Origin of the sequence: Enterobacter cloacae complex sp. 6730903, assembly GCF_048283985.1 — a bacterium.
Taxonomy (GTDB): domain Bacteria; phylum Pseudomonadota; class Gammaproteobacteria; order Enterobacterales; family Enterobacteriaceae; genus Enterobacter; species Enterobacter hormaechei_C.
Map to the genome: position 1 here is coordinate 1 of NZ_JBLVXX010000023.1, position 21,353 is coordinate 21,353.

General features: G+C 50.9%; 19 protein-coding genes and 1 pseudogene. 15 read left to right on the top strand and 5 right to left on the bottom strand.

Annotated elements, in window-relative coordinates; all coding sequences use genetic code 11:
* The first annotated feature begins 162 nt into the window (after positions 1-162).
* The 7 genes from ACNQ0W_RS13620 (at position 163) to hha (ending at position 7,067) form a co-directional block, all read left to right on the top strand.
* Complete coding sequence (locus tag ACNQ0W_RS13620; protein ID WP_062932472.1) at positions 163-942, top strand: EAL domain-containing protein; 780 nt, start codon at positions 163-165, stop codon at positions 940-942.
* A 13-nt stretch (positions 943-955) separates the two neighbouring features.
* The gene (locus tag ACNQ0W_RS13625) at positions 956-1,543 is read left to right on the top strand and encodes a hypothetical protein (RefSeq protein WP_062932471.1); all 588 of its coding nucleotides are present in this window, start codon (positions 956-958) and stop codon (positions 1,541-1,543) included.
* 194 nt (positions 1,544-1,737) lie between these two features.
* The gene (locus ACNQ0W_RS13630) at positions 1,738-2,286 is read left to right on the top strand and encodes a fimbrial protein (protein ID WP_062932470.1); all 549 of its coding nucleotides are present in this window, start codon (positions 1,738-1,740) and stop codon (positions 2,284-2,286) included.
* Between the two features lie 59 nt (positions 2,287-2,345).
* Positions 2,346-3,065, top strand: a complete 720-nt coding sequence (locus ACNQ0W_RS13635) for a molecular chaperone (RefSeq protein WP_062932469.1) — start codon at positions 2,346-2,348, stop codon at positions 3,063-3,065.
* 26 nt (positions 3,066-3,091) lie between these two features.
* Positions 3,092-5,674 (top strand): fimbria/pilus outer membrane usher protein, encoded by a 2,583-nt coding sequence (locus ACNQ0W_RS13640; protein WP_074135668.1) that lies wholly within the window; start codon positions 3,092-3,094, stop codon positions 5,672-5,674.
* A gap of 29 nt (positions 5,675-5,703) precedes the next feature.
* Complete coding sequence (locus ACNQ0W_RS13645; RefSeq protein ID WP_160863343.1) at positions 5,704-6,813, top strand: fimbrial protein; 1,110 nt, start codon at positions 5,704-5,706, stop codon at positions 6,811-6,813.
* A 50-nt stretch (positions 6,814-6,863) separates the two neighbouring features.
* The gene (hha, locus tag ACNQ0W_RS13650; protein ID WP_062932466.1) at positions 6,864-7,067 is read left to right on the top strand and encodes a hemolysin expression modulator Hha; all 204 of its coding nucleotides are present in this window, start codon (positions 6,864-6,866) and stop codon (positions 7,065-7,067) included.
* 31 nt (positions 7,068-7,098) lie between these two features.
* Here hha and ACNQ0W_RS13655 read toward each other — a convergent pair.
* Positions 7,099-7,286 (bottom strand): annotated as a pseudogene (locus ACNQ0W_RS13655) (IS3 family transposase); the annotation flags it as partial.
* Between the two features lie 92 nt (positions 7,287-7,378).
* Here ACNQ0W_RS13655 and ACNQ0W_RS13660 point away from each other — a divergent pair.
* The gene (locus tag ACNQ0W_RS13660; protein WP_062932465.1) at positions 7,379-7,765 is read left to right on the top strand and encodes a winged helix-turn-helix transcriptional regulator; all 387 of its coding nucleotides are present in this window, start codon (positions 7,379-7,381) and stop codon (positions 7,763-7,765) included.
* Positions 7,766-7,858: 93 nt separating this feature from the next.
* On the opposite strand, the gene ACNQ0W_RS13665 is transcribed toward ACNQ0W_RS13660, so the two are convergent.
* On the bottom strand, positions 7,859-9,802 hold the full coding sequence (locus ACNQ0W_RS13665) for a bifunctional 2',3'-cyclic-nucleotide 2'-phosphodiesterase/3'-nucleotidase (protein WP_062932464.1): 1,944 nt from the start codon (positions 9,800-9,802) through the stop codon (positions 7,859-7,861).
* 190 nt (positions 9,803-9,992) lie between these two features.
* Between ACNQ0W_RS13665 and cysQ the strand changes: the two genes are divergently transcribed.
* Entirely contained in the window at positions 9,993-10,733 is a 741-nt protein-coding gene (gene cysQ, locus ACNQ0W_RS13670) for a 3'(2'),5'-bisphosphate nucleotidase CysQ (protein ID WP_015572488.1), read from the top strand.
* Here cysQ and ACNQ0W_RS13675 read toward each other — a convergent pair.
* Positions 10,727-11,284, bottom strand: coding sequence for a YtfJ family protein (locus ACNQ0W_RS13675; RefSeq protein ID WP_017383934.1), 558 nt, complete (start codon positions 11,282-11,284; stop codon positions 10,727-10,729). The two genes, cysQ and ACNQ0W_RS13675, sit on opposite strands and share 7 nt — an antisense overlap.
* Positions 11,285-11,608: 324 nt before the next feature.
* On the opposite strand from ACNQ0W_RS13675, the gene ACNQ0W_RS13680 reads away from it, so the two are divergent.
* The 4 genes from ACNQ0W_RS13680 to ACNQ0W_RS13695 all read left to right on the top strand — a co-directional run bounded on the left by ACNQ0W_RS13680 (position 11,609) and on the right by ACNQ0W_RS13695 (position 13,370).
* Positions 11,609-11,815: a DUF1107 domain-containing protein gene (locus ACNQ0W_RS13680; protein ID WP_003856054.1), complete on the top strand. Its 207-nt coding sequence runs from the start codon at positions 11,609-11,611 to the stop codon at positions 11,813-11,815.
* A 268-nt stretch (positions 11,816-12,083) separates the two neighbouring features.
* The gene (locus ACNQ0W_RS13685; RefSeq protein WP_033487883.1) at positions 12,084-12,575 is read left to right on the top strand and encodes an Hcp family type VI secretion system effector; all 492 of its coding nucleotides are present in this window, start codon (positions 12,084-12,086) and stop codon (positions 12,573-12,575) included.
* Positions 12,572-12,988: a polymorphic toxin type 44 domain-containing protein gene (locus ACNQ0W_RS13690; protein WP_074135669.1), complete on the top strand. Its 417-nt coding sequence runs from the start codon at positions 12,572-12,574 to the stop codon at positions 12,986-12,988. The genes ACNQ0W_RS13685 and ACNQ0W_RS13690 overlap by 4 nt, the downstream gene beginning before the upstream one ends.
* Positions 12,966-13,370 carry a hypothetical protein gene (locus tag ACNQ0W_RS13695; protein WP_033487884.1) on the top strand — a complete coding sequence of 135 codons (405 nt, stop codon included), beginning with the start codon at positions 12,966-12,968 and terminating at the stop codon, positions 13,368-13,370. Before ACNQ0W_RS13690 ends, ACNQ0W_RS13695 begins: the two co-directional genes overlap by 23 nt.
* Positions 13,371-13,429: 59 nt before the next feature.
* Here ACNQ0W_RS13695 and ACNQ0W_RS13700 read toward each other — a convergent pair whose 3' ends face one another.
* Together ACNQ0W_RS13700 and msrA are read right to left on the bottom strand one after the other, a co-directional pair.
* A complete protein-coding gene (locus tag ACNQ0W_RS13700; RefSeq protein WP_006810357.1) occupies positions 13,430-14,767 on the bottom strand; it encodes a hemolysin family protein in 1,338 nt (445 codons plus the stop codon).
* Positions 14,768-14,978: 211 nt separating this feature from the next.
* On the bottom strand, positions 14,979-15,620 hold the full coding sequence (gene msrA, locus ACNQ0W_RS13705) for a peptide-methionine (S)-S-oxide reductase MsrA (protein WP_047052607.1): 642 nt from the start codon (positions 15,618-15,620) through the stop codon (positions 14,979-14,981).
* A 224-nt stretch (positions 15,621-15,844) separates the two neighbouring features.
* Between msrA and tamA the strand changes: the two genes are divergently transcribed.
* The gene (gene tamA, locus ACNQ0W_RS13710; protein WP_022650273.1) at positions 15,845-17,578 is read left to right on the top strand and encodes an autotransporter assembly complex protein TamA; all 1,734 of its coding nucleotides are present in this window, start codon (positions 15,845-15,847) and stop codon (positions 17,576-17,578) included.
* Positions 17,575-21,351 carry an autotransporter assembly complex protein TamB gene (tamB, locus tag ACNQ0W_RS13715; protein ID WP_032608368.1) on the top strand — a complete coding sequence of 1,259 codons (3,777 nt, stop codon included), beginning with the start codon at positions 17,575-17,577 and terminating at the stop codon, positions 21,349-21,351. The genes tamA and tamB overlap by 4 nt, the downstream gene beginning before the upstream one ends.
* The last annotated feature ends 2 nt before the right edge of the window (positions 21,352-21,353 follow it).

Consider the following 21,353-nt stretch of genomic DNA (forward strand, 5'->3'; position numbering starts at 1 on the left):
CCCCTATATTGTTAGATGAATCATCTGATATTTATATAATTTGCAGTATAATATATAAAAATTCAGAAGGGAGGATTATGATTGTTTCATCGCGAATGGATACGCTGAATTAAACGAGGGTAAGGACAGGCAATGCGGTGCAGATAACGAAGGATATGAAACATGCTGATAATGAATGATACATTTGAAAAGAAATTCTCTTACAACTGTGAAATGGATGTTACGCCTTTCCTTCAGCCTGTTATTAATACTTATGATAACTGTATCGTGGGAGCAGAGATCCTATGCAGAGTTAAAACAAAAAAAGGATACATCCTGAATCAGCTGCATATTGAAGAGCTTGAGGTACCAGAACGTGCAGATTATTATGCCAGGGAGCTTTTGTTAAAAACAGCGGAACTCTTAAGGGAAAATGATGGTTTAAGCGAAATCCCATCGGGTTTTGTTTTTTCTCTGAACATCACCAGTGGTCAGATAAAGTCTCAAACTATCAGGAATGCAGTGGCGAGGTTTAAGAGTTATTTCACAACAGAGATAGTGATCCTGCTGGAGATAGTGGAGAGGAATATAACTGAAGCGACCAGCGATATTCTGAATGCAATCGCATTATATGATTCTATCGGAGTAAAGTTTGCAATTGATGATGCAGGAATAAACTCTGCTGCAATGAGGTTTTTTGGTGTCAATAATGTTTCTATTTTAAAACTGGATCGTACAGTTACTCAGATAAAAGAGAACTCTGATTTGGTATACCGGAAGTTAATTGATGGCATCGTAAAAGTGTCTTCTCTGTGCAGGCTACATATTGTTGCGGAAGGGGTGGAGAACCATTATCAAAAAGAGGCTCTGGAAGAGGCTGGCATCATATATATGCAAGGGTATTTCTTTTCACGACCTTTGCCTGTAATTGCTTTTTGTGATTTTATGAAACACTACCGCTGACAGGGCCAATTCCATGACATTAAAAAAAACAGTTATCATCCTGTCCGATGATTATTATTATCTAAATGGGCTGGATGCTTTGTTAAAAAATGTAAAGCACCTGGATCTATGCTGTCATTATGTATATCAAAATCAGCAGGAATGCTTTTTTGATGGCGTCGCTTTTGATATCCATAATGATAAAAGCATCATTATTCTGGCGGTTGATGATTTAAATGTGATCAGACAATTTGCTGCATATTTTAGCACCAATGTCATCTATTCACTGAGAACCATCGGCAAAAGAGAGATGATCCTTTCTTACAAGGGCGCGCTGGTAATAAACAGAAGCCTTTCGATATGGCGGATGTTAGAAATGATTAAAAAATACGGGAGGAATTGTTGTATGACAAGCATATCACTCACCACAAAAGAAGAACAGGTGATTTTTAACTACTTCAATTTGACGGGATGCCAGTTTAAGGATTTTAGATATAAATCCGGGATTAAAAAAATCAGTTATTACAAGCGCTCCGCGTATCAAAAGATAATGGTTAATGGTGATGGTGAAGCACATTTTGTAGTAAGGGCACTAAATCAAATTAGTGCAGGGAAGGTGTAGCCACTGATAATTCTTTAAAAAATATCTCATTAAACAGATGTTGTAGTTAGTACTGCGAATGTTCATAACTCATGCTGCATGTTTTTTGTAGTGCCTGGTGATATTCACCTTTTAAGTAAACGGTTTGATAAGGATGTTTTCACAAAGCCTTATTACAACCCTATCGTGTATAAATATGTTCTAAGGATATAGACATGAAAAAAAGTGCTATTGCGTTAACGCTGTTTGCTGTTCTGGGTGTAACTGTAAGTCCTGCGAATGCTGCATCTACAGGGACCATTACTTTCAATGGTGAACTGACGGCCACTACCTGTGATGCAGTAGTTGATAACCAGGCTGCGGATGCAACGGTTGTTCTGCCAACAGTCGGGACCAATCAGCTGGCGAATCCGGGTGAAACTGCGGGGCGTACGGGCTTCAATATCGCCCTGACTAACTGCCAGGGTACTCTCAAAAGCGCCTCCGCGTTCTTTGAAGCGGGTCCTACAGTGGATTTAGCCAGCGGACATCTTCTGAATAAGAGCGGCACGGCAACGAACGTCAGCCTGCAACTGCGTGATGAATCCTCTGCGACTGGAGATGTCATCGTGGCGGGTAATGGAAATCAGGCTGCCAACACAACCTATCAGAATGTTTCATCTGGCAGTGCAAATCTGCCTTATTCGGTTGAGTATTTTGCTGATGCTGCTACCACTGCCGGGACAGTTATCAGCCAGGTGGTTTACTCCATTCAGTACATGTAATTCAACGTACTTCATTTATCATGGGGGCTTCGGCCCCCTTTCAGAGAGAGGGTGGATTTATGCCTGTGCAGCGGAAGCATAACTTTTTTTTTATTCAGACATTGACCTCACTATTCATGCTTTTTCTGGTGCTGCTTAGCGCGCCCGTAAAAGCCAGTATCGTTATTACCGGTACCCGGGTGATTTACTCTCAGGGCGAGCGCTCTGTCAGTGTGAAACTTAATAATAATGGTAAATCCCCCGTACTTATTCAGAGCTGGGTGGATGATGGTGTTATGAGCAAATCACCGGATACCAGCACAGCCCCCTTTATTGTGACGCCACCGATAAACCGTGTTGATCCCGGAAAAGGTCAGACTCTACAAATCACTTTTACCGGAAAAAAACTGCCTTCAGATAAAGAGTCTGTCTTCTGGCTTAATGTGCTTGAAGTACCAGCCCGCAACAGTTCAAAAAAAGATGATAACTTTTTACAAATTGCTTTTCGTACACGGATAAAACTTTTTTATCGGCCACAGGCGCTTCAGGGAAAATCCATAGAAGCGCCGGATAATCTCGAATGGAAAACCGTAGACGGGAAATTACTGGCGGCGAATAAAACGCCCTGGTATGTATCTGTTTCTGGCGTCAGTGCAAATGGAAAAAAGACAGCAGGGAAAATGATAGCACCTTTTAATGCTGAGTCGTTTCCGTTGCGGGTAAGTCATGGCCAAATGATTCACTTTGACGTCGTCAATGATTATGGAGCAGTCACTGAAAAATCTGCTGAAGTTAAATAAAACGTCTGTTTGACAGGGAATATAACGTGAAAAATCATAATAAATATTTCCGCAAGAGCTTTCTTGCAGCAGCTGTTGCAGGTTTTTGCAGTATATCGCATTCATCTTACGCGGAGCGTACAGAAGCACTACACGAGGATCATCAGTCAGAAGTGACTCAAGACCTGGGGGCCGGGGACGTTGAATTTATCAGTGATGTGCTGATGTTACAAAATAATCAGCCTGTCGATATCAGCCGCTTTTCAAAGCGAGGGTTTCTTTTGCCCGGTAAATATTATGCTTCCATTCGGGTAAATGGTAGTGAAGTAGGGAATGAAAATATCGAGATTAAAACCCGGGCGGATAACTCTGGTTATGTCTGTATTACGCCGGAATTACTGAAAGTGATCCCTCTTGCCTGGGAAAGAGTGAATGAGACCGACACAGTGCGACTACCAAATTCTGATGGCTGCACTGAGATCTTATCTGGCATTCCGAATGCCAGGGTCGAATTCGATGCGGGAGAGCAAGTACTGGATATTACGTTGCCGCAAAAATATGTCCATCGCTCTGCGCGTGGTTTCGTAAATCCGGAGCTCTGGGATAGCGGTATACCAGCAGCATTTCTCAGCTATGGCCTCAACGCCTGGACAAGTCAGTCCAGTCATTACAATTATAAATCGTTGTTTGCCTCGCTGAATACCGGTTTCAATCTTGGCGCATGGTATTTCCGTCATAATGGCTCCTATTCCTGGTCAGAAGACGAGACTAAGAATTATCAGTCTCTGAACACGTATGCTCAGCGGGATATTCCGTTTATCAAAGGCCGCTTACTTGTCGGCCAGTCTAATACCACAGGCAGGGTTTTTGACTCACTGCCATTTTCCGGTATGCAAATTGCCAGCGATGAGCGTATGTATCCGGCTTCGCTGCGGGGCTATGCGCCTGAAATCAGAGGGATAGCCAGAACGAATGCCAAAGTCACTGTACGCCAGAATAACGCCATCATTTATGAGACAACAGTGTCCCCGGGTGAATTCCTCATTAATGATCTTTATCCGACGGGGTTTGGTGGCGATCTGGCCGTGACCGTCCGGGAGGCAGATGGGAGTGAGCATTATTTTCTGGTCCCGTATACGGCAATGCCCCAGTTGATTAGGCCGGGGTCGTACCGCTATTCCTTTACCGCGGGTAAATTACGCCAGCTTAACCTTACCGACAAACCCGAGTTTTATGAGGCAACCTGGCAGCACGGCCTGTCAAATTACCTGACGGGCTATACTGGCTGGCAACAAAGTGACGGTTATTATGCCGCTCAGGCCGGTATGGCATTAGGAACGCAGGCCGGGGCGATTTCTCTGGATATCACCCAGTCGCATGTTTCTTTCGCGGGTAACCCGAACGGTCAGGAATATAGCCATAAAACGTCATCCGGCCAGAGCTACAGACTCAGCTATTCAAAATTTATCCCCCGGACGGGCACCAATCTGACGCTGGCAACCTATCGTTTTTCAACTCAGGGCTATTACGATCTGGCAACAGCCATGATGACAAAAGATCTGCTGGCGCGTGGTTACGGTGAACAGCATCTGAAACGTTCTAAAAGTCGCTATACCCTGACTGCCAGCCAGTCTCTTCCAGCAGGTCTGGGACAGTTCTATACAAGTGCGTCATTACAGAATTACTGGAACAGTAAGGATACCGATAAACAATTCCAGCTCGGTTACAGTAATAGCTGGAATTCAGTCACTTACGGATTGAATGTCAACCGGACATACACCTGGTACGGCAAAAGCGATACCAGCTGGCTTCTGTCTCTCAGCTTTCCTCTGGGGACTGCCGGAGATACACACGTTCCATCCGCGCGTCTGGAAACCGGGCGCAACACTGATGGTTCATGGTCTGAGGCGGCCTCCCTGTCCGGAACTGCCGGCGAAGGCAACCAGTACAGCTATGGGGTAACAGCCCGCAACACCAGCGGCGCAACCGGCAGCAGTCTGTATGTTAACGGGCAGTGGCGGACACCGTATACGTACCTTAATGGCAGCAGCAGCGTTGGCAACCACTACCAGAGCCAGTCATTTGGTGCGAATGGGTCTGTGATCCTGCATTCCGGTGGCGTAACGTTCAGCCCTTACACCTCAGATACCTGGGCGCTAATCGAAGCCAGAGGAGCCGAAGGCGCCAGGGTTTCCACTTACCCTGGTATCCGCATTGATAATGCCGGGTATGCAGCGGTGCCTTATCTGAATGCGTATGAACTGAATGAAGTGGCCATCGATCCAAAGGATGCGACGAACAATGTCGGTTTTGATAGCACATCACGAAAGGTGGCCCCTTACGCCGGTGCAATTGTGAAGGTTAAATATAATACGCAAACAGGTGTCCCCGTACTGATTTCTGCCCGATGGAAAGGAGAACCAGTCCCCTTCGGCGCTGATCTCAGCAATGAGAAAGGTAATTATATTGCGACCGTCGGCCAGGCCGGGCAGACATTTGTTCGTCTTGAGCCTGGAACCCATATTCTCAAAATGAAGGCCGGTAATCAGGGTGAGTGCAAAATGAAAGTCATCGTTACCGAAGATGATTCAGCAATTAATATGAAGAAAGAGGCTCTGGAATGTTACTGAATTCGGTATTATTTCTGTTACGCAGTAGCATGAAAATGTTACTTTTAATTTCATTATTCATTATGATGAAATTTCCTTCTCTGGTGTATGCTGCTCCCGTTTGCGACAATACTAATATTGGAGCCAGGGAGGTAGTATTGCCTGTTAATATAAGTAGTCTTTCACCTGGAGTTGACCTGTCAACGACGACATCATTATTATCAATAAGTGTATTTGGTTCGTCTTTTTTAGGAGTCAGTGGTTCAAATCCATTTAATTGTCACTCGACAAACGGGGATTTTGATAACTATGAAATGTATGTTTTCATTGAGCCATTAAGTGCATATGGTAACTCGTATGTATTTACCATAGGGTATCCAGTCTACAGTGTCATTGCAACGAATGCTCCGGCATTAGGGGTAGGATTCAACTCTGCTGTTACCGTACCTGGTATGTCTGTTCCGGCTTATCTTTTAAGCTCATGGCGGCAGGATAATTCAGGTGGTCTAGGTTATTCAGTACAAGATTCTTCTGGTTATATTCATATTTCACTGGCTAACGCGTCTCTCTTACAGCCTGGTGTTGTAATGGGTAGTGCGCTGCCTGTTTTTGGAATATATGGCATCATCTATAAGAATGATGGTACACCCTATGACGGGAAAAAAATATCTATGGGAACAGTCCATTTTAGCGGAGCACTGGACATCATTCCGTTTACTTGTCAGACCCCCGATGTCATTGTGCCAATGGGAAAATATAAAACGACTGATTTCACCGGTGTGGGAAGCACCAGTCCGTGGGTGGATTTCAATATAGAGTTAAATAACTGCCCGGGGAATTACCCCGGGTATAGAAATGGACTCGTTAAAAATAATATTAGTATATTGATAAATTCCGTTTATGGTAATCCGACCCCTGAATCATTCAGTCTTAAATCAGGTACAGGCAGTGCAACAGGTATAGATATGCAGGTCAGAAAGCAAAATGATACCAGCATGATATCAATGGGAACAGGTTTTGACCCTCTGGGCCCCGTAACGGGAAATACAGGAGTTACGCAATTACGCATCCCTCTACAAGCCAGATATATTCAGTCTGGCGGACAGGTGACTCCAGGGTTGGCAGAATCGGCGCTGACTTTCACAATAGATTATTATTAGTGTGGCAAATAATAAATATGCATCTCAATCATTGAAAAAGAAGAGTCGATATGACCAGACAGGAATGGCTTTTACAGCTCAGACGGTGTACCTCGAAAGATACGTTAGAAAAAATTATAGATAAAAATACCTACTCTCTTTCCATTGATGAAATGGAAATATTTAATTCTGCGGTCGATCATCGACTGGCCGAGCTGACTATGGGGAAACTCTACGACAAGGTACCACCGGAAGTCTGGAAATTCGTGAAGTAAGAAGACGAGACGTCAGGTTTATGGCCGGTTATCCGCGATTTGCTGCGATCCTGTCGAGTACCCGGCCCACTCGCGGAGCTGGCAGATTCAGATCGATTTCAATCGACAACGCCTCATGGTTAAAGCCATCAACGACATTTAACGTACGAAAATGACGACCACAGACCAAAGCATTATCCATAAATCGACAGACCAGCTCTGATTCAGCGCTTCCGCCGTATTGTCTCTTCACATCTCCTTCGTGTTTGTCTGGTGTTGTGGCACACTATCACCATAACTAACTTTTAGTAAGTACGTACAAAAAGGTAAGTATGAAAGCAACAATACCGACGCTCAGCGAGCAAATGCGCGATGGCAACCTCTTTGCGGAACAGTGCCCGTCACGGGTGGTGCTCAAACACGTTACCAGCCGCTGGGGCGTGCTGATCCTGGTGGCGTTACGTCAGGGGACGCATCGCTTCAGCGATCTGCGCCGCAAGATGGGCGGCGTCAGCGAGAAGATGCTGGCTCAGTCTTTACAGGCGCTGGAGCATGACGGGTTTGTCGATCGCGTGTCGTATCCGGTCGTGCCGCCGCATGTGGAGTATAGCCTGACGCCGATGGGGCAGGAGGTAAGCGAGAAGGTGGCCGCACTGGCCGACTGGATTGAGGTCAATACGCCGCAGGTGCTGGCGAATAGGGACGAGCGTGCGGCATGAAATGCCGGGTGGCGCTTGCGCTTACCCGGCCTACGGGATCGAGGATTGCGGGTAGGCCGGGTAAGGCGAAGCCGCCACCCGGCACAATCATCGCTATCTGCTCAAATCCACCTGATAAATCGCAAACCCAATATCATCCGTCGCGACCTTTTTCATCGGATACTGCGCCTTATCCTTGATAAACGCGGCTGCTTTATCGGACGGAGATGTCTCAAAGCGAATATCCAGCTTCGTGTCGCTGTGGATCGGCGCCAGACGCCAGTTGTTATCCACCGCCGGTTGAATTTCACCCGCCTTTTTCGACTCCGCACTGATCCACGCCGCCAGCACCGAACGGTTCTCATCCGGCGAGGCAAAGGCGATGTGGCTGTCACCCGTACCGGCAAACTTGCCGCCATAGGCGCGGTAGTTGTTAGTCACCACCAGGAAAGTGGCATTCGGATCAATCGCTTTGCCGTTGAAGGTCAGGTTTTTGATGCGTTCTGCTTGCGGATTAATGGCCTGACATTCGCCGTCATATTTCGCGGGCTGGGTAACGTCAATCTGATATTCCACGCCGTCGATCACGTCGAAGTTGTAGGTGCGGAAACCGTCCCAGTTAATCAGCGTCTGCGGTTTGCTGCTGTGCGGATCGATCTGGTTGAACTGTCCGGCAGAGCACTCCAGCCACTCCTTCACCTCTTTCCCGGTGGCTTTCACCACCACGAGGGTGTTGGGATAGAGGTAGAGATCGGCGGCATTACGGAAGGTCAGCTGGCCTTTTTCCACCTCAACGTAGCTGGCCGGATCGTTCTTCCGTCCGCCCACTTTGAATGGCGCCGCGGCAGACAGGACCGGCAGATTTGCCAGATCCGGATCGCCCTGAATATAGTGCTCCGCATAGGCTTTCTGCGCCATGTTGACTACCTGCACGGTCGGGTCATCCTGTACCAGCGCGAGGAAGCTGTACATGTTATCAGCCGATTTACCGATCGGCTTGCTGACAAATTCACGCGTCGCGTCGTGGTCATGCTTCAGGACGTCGACCAGCTTTTTATCTTCTTCGGCCAGGGATTTTTTGGCCGCTGCGTCGTAGATCGGACGCGCTTCCGCTTTCGACTGCGTGACTTTCCAGCTTCCGCTGTCGTTATTCAGCACCAGATCCACCACGCCAAGGTGGTCGCCCCACATGCCCGGCATCACCGATGGCACACCGTTGAGCGTCCCTTTTTCGATGTCCGCGCCTTTGATATCAGCGAAATCTTTGCCCGGGAAGACGGCATGGGCGTGACCAAACAGGATCGCATCTACGCCCGGCACCTGGCTGAGATAGTACACGGAGTTCTCAGCCATCACCTGATACGGGTCGGCCGAGAGGCCAGAGTGCGCCACGACGACCACCACATCGGCCCCTTTCGCACGCATCTCCGGCACGTATTTGCGCGCGGTTTCGGTAATGTCGTTGACGGTCACTTTCCCGTCGAGGTTGGCTTTATCCCACGTCATGATCTGCGGCGGCACAAAACCGATATAGCCGATTTTCAGCGTCTGTTTTTTACCGTCCTGGTCGACAACCTCGGTCTCTTTAATCAGATAAGGGGTAAAGAGCGGCTTTTGCGTCTTAACGTCGATGATATTGGCGTTAACGTACGGGAATTTTGCCCCTGCCAACGCGTCGTGCAGGTATTTCAGGCCGTAGTTAAATTCGTGGTTGCCCAGGTTGCCGACGGCATAGTCCAGCGTATTCATTGCCTTATAAACAGGATGGATCTCGCCTTTTTTCAGCCCCTTCGCCGCCATGTAGTCGCCGAGCGGACTGCCCTGAATTAAGTCCCCGTTATCGACCAGCACGCTGTTTTTCACTTCGCCGCGGGCGGCGTTGATCAAACTTGCCGTGCGCACCAGTCCGAATTTTTCCGTAGGGGTATCTTTGTAGTAATCGAAGTCCATCATATTGCTGTGCAGATCGGTGGTTTCCAGAATACGGAGATCCACCGTCGCTGCCTGAACGCTTGCCGCAATCAGCGTTGCCAGGAGCGTTGCGCTAAACTTAATCATCTGAGGAGTCCTTTTTTCGATCCAAGCCACAAAAGAATATGTATGTAGTATTTGTTGCTTACAGAAGTGTGAATGCTGCCAGAAAAAAGGGCGCTGAAACCAGAATTGCTTCACAGATAGCGGAATTGTTCACATTACGATATAACTAAAACAATAAGTTATGCCCACTGCGTTAACGAAGAGGTGGAGAATGTTAGATAAAATTTGTCAGCTCGCACGGGATGCGGGTGATGCCATTATGCAGGTGTACGACGGTGCGAAACCAATGGATGTTGTCAGCAAAGCGGACGACTCCCCGGTGACGGCGGCGGATATCGCGGCGCATGCGGTGATCCTGAAAGGGTTGCAGGCCCTGACGCCGGATATTCCGGTCCTTTCTGAAGAAGCGCCCCAGAGCTGGGATGAACGTCAGCACTGGCAGCGTTACTGGCTGGTCGACCCGCTGGACGGCACGAAAGAGTTTATCAAGCGTAACGGTGAATTCACCGTCAACATCGCCCTGATTGAAAAAGGAAAAGCGGTGCTTGGCGTGGTTTACGCCCCGGTGATGAAGGTGATGTACAGCGCGGCGGAAGGTAAAGCCTGGAAGGAAGAGTGCGGCGTGCGTAAGCAGATCCAGGTGCGTGATGCCCGTCCTCCGCTGGTGGTGATCAGCCGCTCGCACAGTGACAGCGAGCTGGAGGAGTATCTGCAACAGCTGGGTGAACACCAGACAACGTCGATTGGCTCGTCGCTGAAGTTCTGTCTGGTGGCGGAAGGGCAGGCGCAGCTGTACCCCCGTTTCGGGCCGACGAACGTCTGGGATACGGCGGCAGGGCATGCGGTGGCGGCGGCCGCTGGCGCGCATGTGCATGACTGGCAGGGTAAGCCACTGGACTACACCCCGCGCGAGTCATTCCTGAATCCGGGCTTCCGGGTATCACTTTACTGAGTCAGCAGCTTATGCAGCAGGGCAACCACCTGCTGCACCTCATCCTGCGTCAGCGCGCCGTCTTTAACCCACTGTACGCGACCGTTTTTATCCAGCACGACAATCGCTGAACTCTCTTCTTCCAGCTGCCACGCCTTACGCGTCACGCCGTTGCTGTCGACAATAAACTGCGACCAGGGATAGAGCTTCTTATTGCTCTCAAGGCTTGAGCGCACAAACATCCCGGAGCCGGGAATCGCGTCGTCGGTGTTCACGATGGTGGTGGTCTGGTAGCGATCGTGTGGGAGTTTCGCAGCCTTGATCGCTTCCACGAGGGTAGCGTTTTTCTCTTTAGCGGATGTACGCCCGGCAATATGTTGTACAACTCTCACTTTGCCCGCAAGCTGCGCGCTATTCCAGGCTTTATAGCTAAACTTATCATTGTCGAGAATCAATTCTCCCCGGTCAGCAATACCGACCGGCGGGACACGTTGTCCTTTTTCAATGTTGTGTGCGGAAGCCATCAGCGGCAGCAACAGGCAAGCTGCTGCCAGGAGGTTACGTAGGGTCATGGTGTTTCCTTATTGTTAGCAGGTGATCCGACCACTTGGTCATGCGCTTTTAATCATAAGTGCGATCAATAGGCTTTTCCCGCAATCCCGATGCCAGTTTGCGGGCGAACGCACATATCCATGCAAAAACGACGGCATATACTGCGCTGTATCACGCTTTGCAAAGATTATTCTGAATAATTGTAATCAAACGGTAAATAAACTTATGCACACTGGGTAAGTACGAGGTTCTGGTCTATAGTCATTGGGCATCAAAATTTGCGCTCAGGACAGTCGGGCCGATTGTGGCACCGCAAGAGCGTATGATTCGCAGGAGATACAAGAATGAAAATTTTCCAACGCTACAACCCGCTTCAGGTGGCGAAGTACGTGAAGATCCTGTTCCGTGGACGGTTGTACATCAAGGATGTTGGCGCTTTTGAGTTCGATAAGGGCAAAATCCTTATCCCGAAAGTGAAGGACAAACAGCACCTGTCTGTGATGTCCGAAGTCAACCGTCAGGTTATGCGTCTGCAAACTGAGATGGCTTAACCAACGTGCTATGCAGTAGTAGTTAAAAAGACGGCTCCCGATGGGAGCCGTTGATGTTTGTAGCCGTAGTTTCAAATATATTCATTTACTGGATATTTCACGTAATCATTCTGTGATGCGGATAGATTTCACACTTTTATTAAGTGAAACTAAATTTACTTTTTAGTGTGTAACTGTTGATACAGAACAATAAAGGATTAACTGTTTATTGGTCTTTTCTCGTTACGCAGGAACAATGGTTATCTCACTTTGAAAAAGGAGTTTAATGATGGCTATTCCTGCTTATTTATGGCTGAAGGATGATGGTGGTGCGTTAATTAAGGGGGCTGTAGATGTTAAAGGAAGAGAGTCGAGTATAGAGGTTAATGGTTTTTCACATAACGTATCAATTCCTACTGATCCATTGACAGGAAAAATTACAGGAACAAGGAAACATTCAAGCATCATTTTTTTGAAAGAGTTTGATTCCTCGTCTCCCTATCTATTTAAGGCCGTTTGTACAGGCCAAAAATTAATAAGCGCAGAGTTTAAATGGTATCGTATTAATGATGCCGGGCAAGAAGTTGAATATAACAATATGCTTTTGGAGAACGTTACTATTGTTGGGGTTTCACCAATAATGCATGATACAAAAGATGTATTAAAGGAGAAGCATAACCATCTTGAATGTGTAGAAGTACGTTATGAAAAAATCACTTGGAAACATTGTGACGGAAACCTGCTTTTTTCAGATAGCTGGAATGAAAGGGGTAAACAATGAGATATCCGGTAAGTGCAGTGAATCCTCATCCTCCCTATGATATATCTTCCTTCTCCCCCGTAGGAGTATCAGTTGTAAGCAACATGATGATAGCTCGTTTTCACCGTGGTCCATCAGCGTTAACATATCTTTGGTTTTACAAGCAGGTTCGAGGGCATGGCCCCTGGGATTATAAAAATCAATTAGGCAGGCAATACGAAAATTTCGGCAACTTTCATTATGGAGCGGTGGGTATTGCTGCTGGTATAAAACCTGAGATATTGCTACGAGGTGCAGGTATCGCTCAAATTCTGGCGGGAACGAGTTCTCCTGATTTTGAGAACTATCAAGGACCAGATCCTCATGGCGATGATCCTACAGATCAAACATGGATTAGAGCGGGGATAGACTATGCTCAGCGTGCTGGTTTCTAGGAAGAAAATTTATATATTACTCGCAATCCTGATCTCTTCCTATGGCATATGGCGTGCTGTTGATGAGTTTCTCTATATCGAGCAAGACATTATTCGTAAAGAAAATATCGGGAAGGTTTCTGTACTGTATATTACAGAAAGCAATGCGGGAGCTACGACTTCGAATGTATACAAATATTATCTGGCGTCGTCAAAAAAATCGGAAGAAGCTTTTTTAGGCGATGTCAGGAACGGGTATGCTCCATTTCTGATAACTACGGATCCTGAAGCAAAAGTAGAGAGTAAAGAAAACGCTTTATATATCACAGTCAGTGGAAAAATTTATCAATTTAGCAATATATCTTACTCAACGTTTATCTATTTGAATTCATCACCTTTTTAAAAGTTAGGGTGAATCTCGGAGGGTAAAAGAAAGGGCAGCTCACCGCTGCCCTTCATAAATTACGCCGATACCTTCTCTTCCGCATCCGGCAGTTTCGGCACCAGCACGGTCGGTTTGCTATCAATACGCGTTACCAGCAGTTGGTCGATGCGGTAGTTATCAATATCCACCACTTCAAACTTGAAGCCGGAGAACTTCACCGAGTCGGTACGTTTCGGGATTTTACGCAGCATAAACATCATAAAGCCGCCGATGGTCTCGTAGTTGCCGGACTGCGGGAACTCGTCGATGTCGAGTACGCGCATGACGTCTTCAATCGGCGTACCGCCATCGATGAGCCAGGAGTTCTCATCACGCTGCACAATTTGCTCTTCCAGCCCCTGGCCGACCAGGTCGCCCATCAGCGTCGTCATAACGTCGTTGAGGGTGATAATGCCCACCACCAGCGCGTATTCGTTCATGATCACCGCGAAGTCTTCCCCGGCGGTTTTGAAACTTTCCAGCGCTTCGGAGAGCGTCAGGGTGTCCGGCACTATCAGGGTGTTGCGGATCTGCACGCCACTGTTCAGCGCCAGGCTCTGGTTGGCCAGCACGCGGTTCAGCAGGTCTTTGGAGTCCACATAGCCGATGATATGGTCGATATCTTCGTTACAGACCAGAAACTTGGAGTGCGGGTGCTGCGCCACTTTGGTCTTCAGGCTCTGCTCGTCTTCATGCAGATCGAACCAGATGATGTTTTCACGGCCGGTCATGGAGGACGGCACGGTACGGGATTCCAGTTCGAAAACGTTCTCAATCAGCTCGTGCTCCTGCTTGCGCAGCACGCCTGCCAGCGCCCCGGCTTCCACCACGGCATAAATGTCATCGGAGGTGATGTCGTCTTTACGCACCATCGGCAGCTTGAAGATGCGGAAAATGACGTTCGCCAGGCCGTTAAAGAACCACACCAGCGGACGGAACACGTACAGGCAGAAGCGCATCGGGTTGATGATACGCAAAGCCACAGCTTCTGGCGCAATCATACCGATGCGTTTCGGGGTCAGGTCCGCGAATAAAATGAACAAGCCGGTGACCAGGGAGAAGGAGAGGATGAAGCTCAGCTGCTCGGCCAGCTCTACGGACATGTACTTAACAAAGAGGCTATAAAACGCCGGAGAAAACGCTGCATCGCCCACGATACCGCCAAGAATGGCGACCGCGTTCAGGCCAATCTGCACCACGGTAAAGAACATGCCGGGGTTTTCCTGCATTTTCAGAATGCGTGATGCGTTGATGTTGCCCTCGTCGGCAAGCAGCTTCAGTTTGATTTTACGGGAGGCAGCCAGCGAGATCTCCGATATCGAGAAAAATGCACTGACGGCAATAAGACAAAGTATTACTAAAATACTGTTTAACATAGTTTATCCGGCTTCTCGCCAGATCCTCAGAAGGGGAGTTGATACCATTCGTGTGAAGACACATTGAACTCAGCTCGTAGCGTTGAGCCGATTATTTCAGCGGTAGTATAGCGTAAAGACGTGTAAACCTGCCAGAGGTCACGTTTTCGGCAAAAAGTGGCCGGAGGGAGAGGCTGCGCGCCACGCGGTTCGCGTGGCGCTGATGCCATAATCAGTCCTGCTGTGGAGGCAGGCAAACGCCAATGCCGCCGATACCGCAGTAGCCATACGGATTTTTATGCAGGTACTGCTGGTGGTCGTCTTCGGCATAGTAGAACGGTTTCGCGGTCGCGATTTCCGTCGTGACCTGACGTTTATCACCGGCCGCATGCATCGCTTCCTGGAAACGCGTCAGGCTGGCGTGGGCGGCGGCCTCCTGCTCTGGGGTGAGCGGATAGATGGCCGAACGGTATTGAGTGCCGTGATCGTTACCCTGACGCATGCCCTGCGCCGGGTCATGATTTTCCCAGAACACCTGGAGCAGTTGTTCATAGCTAATGACGCTCGGGTCATACACCACACGCACCGCCTCGGCATGCCCGGTCTCACCGGAACAGACTTCGCGATAGGTTGGGTTAGGCGTATATCCTCCGGTGTAGCCCGCAGCGGTGCTGTACACGCCCGGCAGCTGCCAGAACAGGCGTTCTACGCCCCAGAAGCAGCCCATGGCAAACAGGGCGATCTCCATTCCATCAGGAACGTTTGTCATTGAATGGTTGTTTACGGCGTGTAATGTCGCCACTGGCATAGGGGTGTTGCGTCCCGGTAACGCATCGGCTTGTGATACCAGATGCTTTTTATCAAATAAACTCACGGTGGGGCCTCCGGGGTAGCGTTGTTTCGGTTAAGGTTGTCACGAAGCGTTTAATTGAACACAATAAATGCGATGAATGAGTCTAGATTTAATCATAAGAAATATTTGGGTGTTACACCCTTTTTCAACCCGTAATTTGGGTTTTTGGCTTTCAGGCCGTATTTTGCCGCGGAGCGGCACTGCATTTGCTTCCAGGGTGGAAACAGGGATATTCAGGAGAAAACGTGACAAAGATCCGCCAGTTATGTTTAGTCAGCTTACTGCTGACCAGCGGGATTGCCAGCGCGGCGAATGTCCGTTTGCAGGTTGAGGGGTTATCCGGGGCGCTGGAAAAAAACGTGCGTGCGCAGCTTTCTACCATCCAGAGCGATGAGGTCACGCCGGATCGGCGTTTTCGCGCGCGCGTGGATGACGCCATCCGCGAAGGCTTAAAGGCGTTGGGGTACTACGAACCCACCATCGATTTCGATTTACGCCCGCCGCCGGCGAAAGGACGCCAGGTGTTGATTGCCCGCGTCTCGCCGGGCGAACCCGTCCTGATTGGCGGCACGAACGTGGTGCTGCGCGGCGGTGCGCGCACGGATCGTGACTACCTGGATCTGCTCAGCACCCGTCCGAAAGTGGGCACCGTGCTCAATCACGGGGATTACGATCGTTTTAAAAAATCCTTAACCAGCGTTTCGCTGCGCAAAGGCTACTTCGACAGCCAGTTCAACAAAAGCCAGCTTGGCGTTGCGCTTGAGCGACGTCAGGCATTCTGGGATATCGATTACGACAGCGGCGAGCGCTACCGGTTTGGCGATGTGACCTTCGAAGGATCGCAAATCCGTGACGAGTATCTGCAAAATCTGGTGCCGTTTAAAAAGGGCGACTACTACCAGTCCAGCGACCTGGGCGAGCTGAACCGTCGTTTGTCCGCGACGGGCTGGTTTAACTCCGTGGTGGTAGCGCCGGAATTTGATAAATCCCGTAAAACGAAAGTGTTACCGCTGCATGGCGTGGTCTCTCCGCGCACCGAGAACACCATTGAGACCGGTGTTGGCTACTCCACGGACGTCGGCCCGCGCGTGAAAGCCTCATGGAAAAAACCGTGGATGAACTCCTACGGCCACAGCCTGACCACCAGCGTCAGCCTGTCTGCACCTGAACAGCAGCTGGACTTCAGCTATAAAATGCCGCTGCTGAAAAATCCGCTTGAGCAATACTACCTCGTGCAGGGCGGCTTTAAGCGTACCGATTTGAACGATACCGAGCAGGACTCGACGACGCTTGCGGTATCACGCTTCTGGGATCTCTCCAGCGGCTGGCAGCGCGCCATTAACCTGCGCTGGAGCCTCGACCACTTTACCCAGGCAAACGTCACCAACACCACCATGCTGCTTTATCCGGGCGTGATGATCAGCCGTACCCGCTCGCGCGGTGGCCTGATGCCGACCTGGGGCGATTCTCAGCGCTACTCCATCGATTACTCCAACACCGCCTGGGGCTCCGACGTAGACTTCTCCGTCTTTCAGGCGCAAAACGTCTGGATCCGCACGCTGTACGACAAACACCGCTTTGTGATGCGCGGTAACCTCGGCTGGATTGAGACGGGTGATTTCGAACGCGTTCCGCCGGATCTGCGCTTCTTCGCCGGGGGCGACCGCAGCATCCGCGGGTATAAGTACAAATCGATCTCACCTGAAAACGACAAAGGCCAGTTGACCGGGGCGTCAAAACTGGCGACCGGCTCGCTGGAGTACCAGTACAACGTCAGCGGCAAGTGGTGGGGAGCGATGTTCGTTGACGGCGGTGAAGCGGTGAACGATATCCGCCGCAGCGATTTCAAAACCGGCGCGGGTGTGGGCGTGCGCTGGCAGTCACCGGTCGGGCCCATCAAGCTCGATTTCGCCGTTCCGGTGGGCGACAAAGACGAACACGGTTTACAGTTTTACATCGGTCTGGGGCCTGAATTATGAGTTTATGGAAGAAGATAAGCCTCGGGGTGCTGATTTTTATCGTATTACTGCTCGGTACGGTGGCGTTTCTGGTGGGCACCACCACGGGCCTGCATCTGCTGTTTAACGCCGCGAACCGCTGGGTGCCGGGGCTGGAAATCGGCCAGGTAACGGGCGGCTGGCGCGATCTGCGCCTGAAGAATATTCGTTATGAACAGCCCGGTGTGGCGGTGAACGCGGGCGAGTTTCATCTGGCGGTCAAGCTCGGCTGCCTGCGGGACAGCCAGCTGTGCGTAAACGATCTGTCGCTAAAAGACGTTAACGTGGCGATAGATTCCAAAAAAATGCCGAAGTCCGAGCCTGTCGAAGAAGAGGACAGCGGCCCGCTGAACCTCTCCACGCCGTACCCGATTGCGCTTTACCGGGTCGCACTGGATAACGTGAATATCAAAATCGACGACACGACGGTATCCGTGATGGATTTCACCTCCGGCCTGCGCTGGCAGGAGAAAAACCTCACCCTGACCCCAACCTCCCTGCAAGGGCTGCTGATTGCGCTGCCGAAGGTGGCCGACGTGGCGCAGGAAGAGATCGTCGAGCCGAAGATCCAGAACCCGCAGCCGGAAGAAAAACCGCTGGGCGAAACGCTGAAAGATCTCTTCTCGAAACCAGTTCTGCCGGAGATGACCGACGTGCATCTGCCGCTGAACCTCAATATCGAAGAGTTTAAAGGCGAGCAGTTGCGTCTGACCGGCGATACCGATCTGACGGTCTTCAACATGCTGCTTAAAGTCAGCAGTATCGACGGCAACATGAAGCTCGACGCGCTGGATATTGATACTAACCAGGGGTCGGTCAACGCCTCAGGCAATGCGCTGCTGCGCGACAACTGGCCGGTAGATATTACGCTGAACAGCGCCCTGAACATCGATCCGCTGAAAGGCGAAAAGGTGAAGGTGAAAGTTGGCGGCGCGCTGCGCGAGAAGCTGGAGTTCGGCGTGAACCTCTCCGGCCCGGTGGATATGGTGCTGCGCGGGCAAACCCAGCTGGCAGAGGCCGGTTTACCGCTCAACCTTGAGGTGGTCAGCAAGCAGCTTTACTGGCCGTTCACCGGCGAAAAACAGTTCCAGGCTGACGATCTGAAGCTGAAGCTGAGTGGCAAAATGACCGACTACACGCTGTCGTTCCGCACGGCAGTGAAGGGGCAGGGGGTACCGCCCGCCGATATCACCCTGGATGCGAAGGGTAACGAGTTGCAGGTTAACCTCGACAAGCTGACCGTGGCGGCGCTGGAAGGAAAAACCGAGCTGACCGCGCTGCTCGACTGGCAGCAGGCGATCAGCTGGCGCGGCGAGCTGAAGCTGACCGGGATCAACACCGCTAAAGAGGTCCCGGACTGGCCGTCAAAACTGGATGGCCTGATCAAAACCCGCGGTAGCCTGTACGGTGGCACCTGGCAGATGGACGTGCCGGAACTCAAGCTCACTGGCAACGTGAAGCAGAACAAAGTCAACGTAGAGGGCTCGCTTAAGGGCAACAGCTATCTCCAGTGGGTGATCCCGGGACTGCACGTGGCGCTGGGTCGCAACACGGCGGATATTAAAGGCGAGCTGGGCGTGAAAGACCTCAATCTGGATGCCACCATCGACGCGCCAAATCTCGATAACGCCCTGCCGGGTCTTGGCGGCACGGCGAAGGGGTTAGTGAAGGTTCGCGGTACGGTGGAGGCGCCGCAGCTGCTGGCGGACATCACCGCCAATAACCTGCGCTGGCAGGAACTTTCTATTGCCCGCGTACGCGTCGAGGGAGACGTGAAATCCACCGATCAGATCGGCGGAAACCTGGATCTGCGCGTGGAGCGTATCTCTCAGCCGGACGTGAACATCAGTCTGGTCACGCTGGCGGCAAAAGGTAACGAAAAGCAGCACGATCTCCAGCTACGTGTGCAGGGCGAGCCGGTCTCCGGGCAGCTGCACCTGACGGGCAGTTTTGACCGCCAGGCGACGCGCTGGAAAGGCGTGCTGGATAACACCCGCTTCAGCACGCCGGTCGGCCCGCTGGTGCTGTCGCGGTCTGTCGCGCTGGATTACCGCAACGCGGAGCAAAAGATCAGCATTGGGCCACACTGCTGGACCAACCCGAATGCTGAGCTGTGCGTGCCGCAGACCATTGATGCGGGCGCGGAAGGACGCGCGCAGATCAACCTCAACCGTTTCGACCTGGCGATGCTGAAACCGTTTATGCCGGAAACCACCCAGGCCAGCGGGGTCTTCAGCGGTAAAGCGGACGTCGCGTGGGACACCACCAAAGAGGGACTGCCGCAGGGCAGCGTTACCCTCTCCGGGCGTAACGTGAAGGTGACGCAGGAGGTCAATGACGCGCCGCTGCCGGTGGCGTTCGACACCCTGAATGTGAACGCTGACCTGCGTAACAATCGTGCGGAACTGGGATGGCTGATCCGCCTGACCAACAACGGTCAGTTTGACGGACAGGTGCAAATTACCGATCCGCAAGGGCGGCGCAATCTCGGCGGCAACGTCAATATTCGCAACTTCAACCTGGCGATGGTGAATCCGATCTTCTCGCGGGGAGAAAAGGCGGCGGGGATGCTCAGCGCCAACCTGCGTCTGGCGGGGGATGCGCAAAGCCCACAGCTGTTTGGCCAGATGCGGTTAAACGGCGTGGACATTGACGGTAACTTTATGCCGTTCGATATGCAGCCAAGCCAGCTGACGATGAACTTTAACGGCCAAAGCTCAACCCTCAGTGGCTCAGTGCTGACGCAGCAGGGACAAATCAACCTGAGCGGTGACGCAGACTGGAGCCAGCTCGACAACTGGCGCGCCCGTATTGCGGCCAAGGGCAGCAGGGTGCGTATCACGGTACCGCCGATGGTGCGCCTGGACGTGTCGCCAGACGTGGTCTTTGAGGCAACGCCGAGTCTCTTCACCCTGGATGGCCGTGTTGACGTACCGTGGGCGCGCATCGTGGTTCACGAGGTGCCGGAAAGCGCGGTTGGCGTCTCCAGTGACGAAGTTATGCTCAATGAAAATCTGAAACCTGTTGAACAGAAGAGCGCTGGCATACCGATCAATAGTAATCTTATCGTGCACGTGGGGAATAACGTGCGTTTGGACGCGTTTGGGCTGAAGGCGAGACTCACGGGTGACCTGAAAGTGGCGCAGGATCAACAGGGACTTGGCCTCAATGGACAAATCAATATTCCTGAAGGGCGCTTCCATGCCTACGGGCAGGATTTGATTGTGCGTAAAGGCGAGCTGCTGTTCTCCGGTCCACCGGATCAGCCGGTACTCAATATCGAAGCGATCCGTAACCCGGAAGCCACCGAAGATGATGTGATTGCAGGCGTGCGCGTGACGGGCTCCGCCGATGAACCTAAGGCAGAAATCTTCTCTGACCCGGCCATGTCGCAACAGGAAGCGCTCTCTTACCTCCTGCGCGGCCAGGGTCTGGATAGCCAACAGGGCGATGGTGCGGCAATGACATCAATGTTAGTCGGTCTGGGGGTTGCACAAAGTGGTCAGGTTGTGGGTAAAATCGGCGAGACGTTTGGCGTAAGCAATCTGGCGCTGGACACTCAGGGCGTGGGTGACTCTTCGCAGGTAGTGGTCAGCGGCTATGTACTGCCGGGTCTACAGGTAAAATATGGCGTGGGGATCTTTGACTCACTGGCTACACTCACGTTACGTTATCGCCTGATGCCTAAGCTATATCTGGAAGCAGTGTCCGGCGTAGACCAGGCACTTGATCTGCTCTATCAGTTTGAGTTTTAGCA

What these genes read in the sequence shown, in the direction of transcription:
- ACNQ0W_RS13620 (WP_062932472.1), top strand. Translation starts at nt 163, where the DNA reads ATGCTGATAATGAATGATACATTTGAAAAGAAATTCTCTTACAACTGT.
- ACNQ0W_RS13625 (WP_062932471.1), top strand. Translation starts at nt 956, where the DNA reads ATGACATTAAAAAAAACAGTTATCATCCTGTCCGATGATTATTATTAT.
- ACNQ0W_RS13630 (WP_062932470.1), top strand. Translation starts at nt 1,738, where the DNA reads ATGAAAAAAAGTGCTATTGCGTTAACGCTGTTTGCTGTTCTGGGTGTA.
- ACNQ0W_RS13635 (WP_062932469.1), top strand. Translation starts at nt 2,346, where the DNA reads ATGCCTGTGCAGCGGAAGCATAACTTTTTTTTTATTCAGACATTGACC.
- ACNQ0W_RS13645 (WP_160863343.1), top strand. Translation starts at nt 5,704, where the DNA reads ATGAAAATGTTACTTTTAATTTCATTATTCATTATGATGAAATTTCCT.
- hha (WP_062932466.1), top strand. Translation starts at nt 6,864, where the DNA reads ATGACCAGACAGGAATGGCTTTTACAGCTCAGACGGTGTACCTCGAAA.
- ACNQ0W_RS13660 (WP_062932465.1), top strand. Translation starts at nt 7,379, where the DNA reads ATGAAAGCAACAATACCGACGCTCAGCGAGCAAATGCGCGATGGCAAC.
- ACNQ0W_RS13665 (WP_062932464.1), bottom strand. Translation starts at nt 9,802, where the DNA reads ATGATTAAGTTTAGCGCAACGCTCCTGGCAACGCTGATTGCGGCAAGC.
- cysQ (WP_015572488.1), top strand. Translation starts at nt 9,993, where the DNA reads ATGTTAGATAAAATTTGTCAGCTCGCACGGGATGCGGGTGATGCCATT.
- ACNQ0W_RS13675 (WP_017383934.1), bottom strand. Translation starts at nt 11,284, where the DNA reads ATGACCCTACGTAACCTCCTGGCAGCAGCTTGCCTGTTGCTGCCGCTG.
- ACNQ0W_RS13680 (WP_003856054.1), top strand. Translation starts at nt 11,609, where the DNA reads ATGAAAATTTTCCAACGCTACAACCCGCTTCAGGTGGCGAAGTACGTG.
- ACNQ0W_RS13685 (WP_033487883.1), top strand. Translation starts at nt 12,084, where the DNA reads ATGGCTATTCCTGCTTATTTATGGCTGAAGGATGATGGTGGTGCGTTA.
- ACNQ0W_RS13690 (WP_074135669.1), top strand. Translation starts at nt 12,572, where the DNA reads ATGAGATATCCGGTAAGTGCAGTGAATCCTCATCCTCCCTATGATATA.
- ACNQ0W_RS13695 (WP_033487884.1), top strand. Translation starts at nt 12,966, where the DNA reads ATGCTCAGCGTGCTGGTTTCTAGGAAGAAAATTTATATATTACTCGCA.
- ACNQ0W_RS13700 (WP_006810357.1), bottom strand. Translation starts at nt 14,767, where the DNA reads ATGTTAAACAGTATTTTAGTAATACTTTGTCTTATTGCCGTCAGTGCA.
- tamB (WP_032608368.1), top strand. Translation starts at nt 17,575, where the DNA reads ATGAGTTTATGGAAGAAGATAAGCCTCGGGGTGCTGATTTTTATCGTA.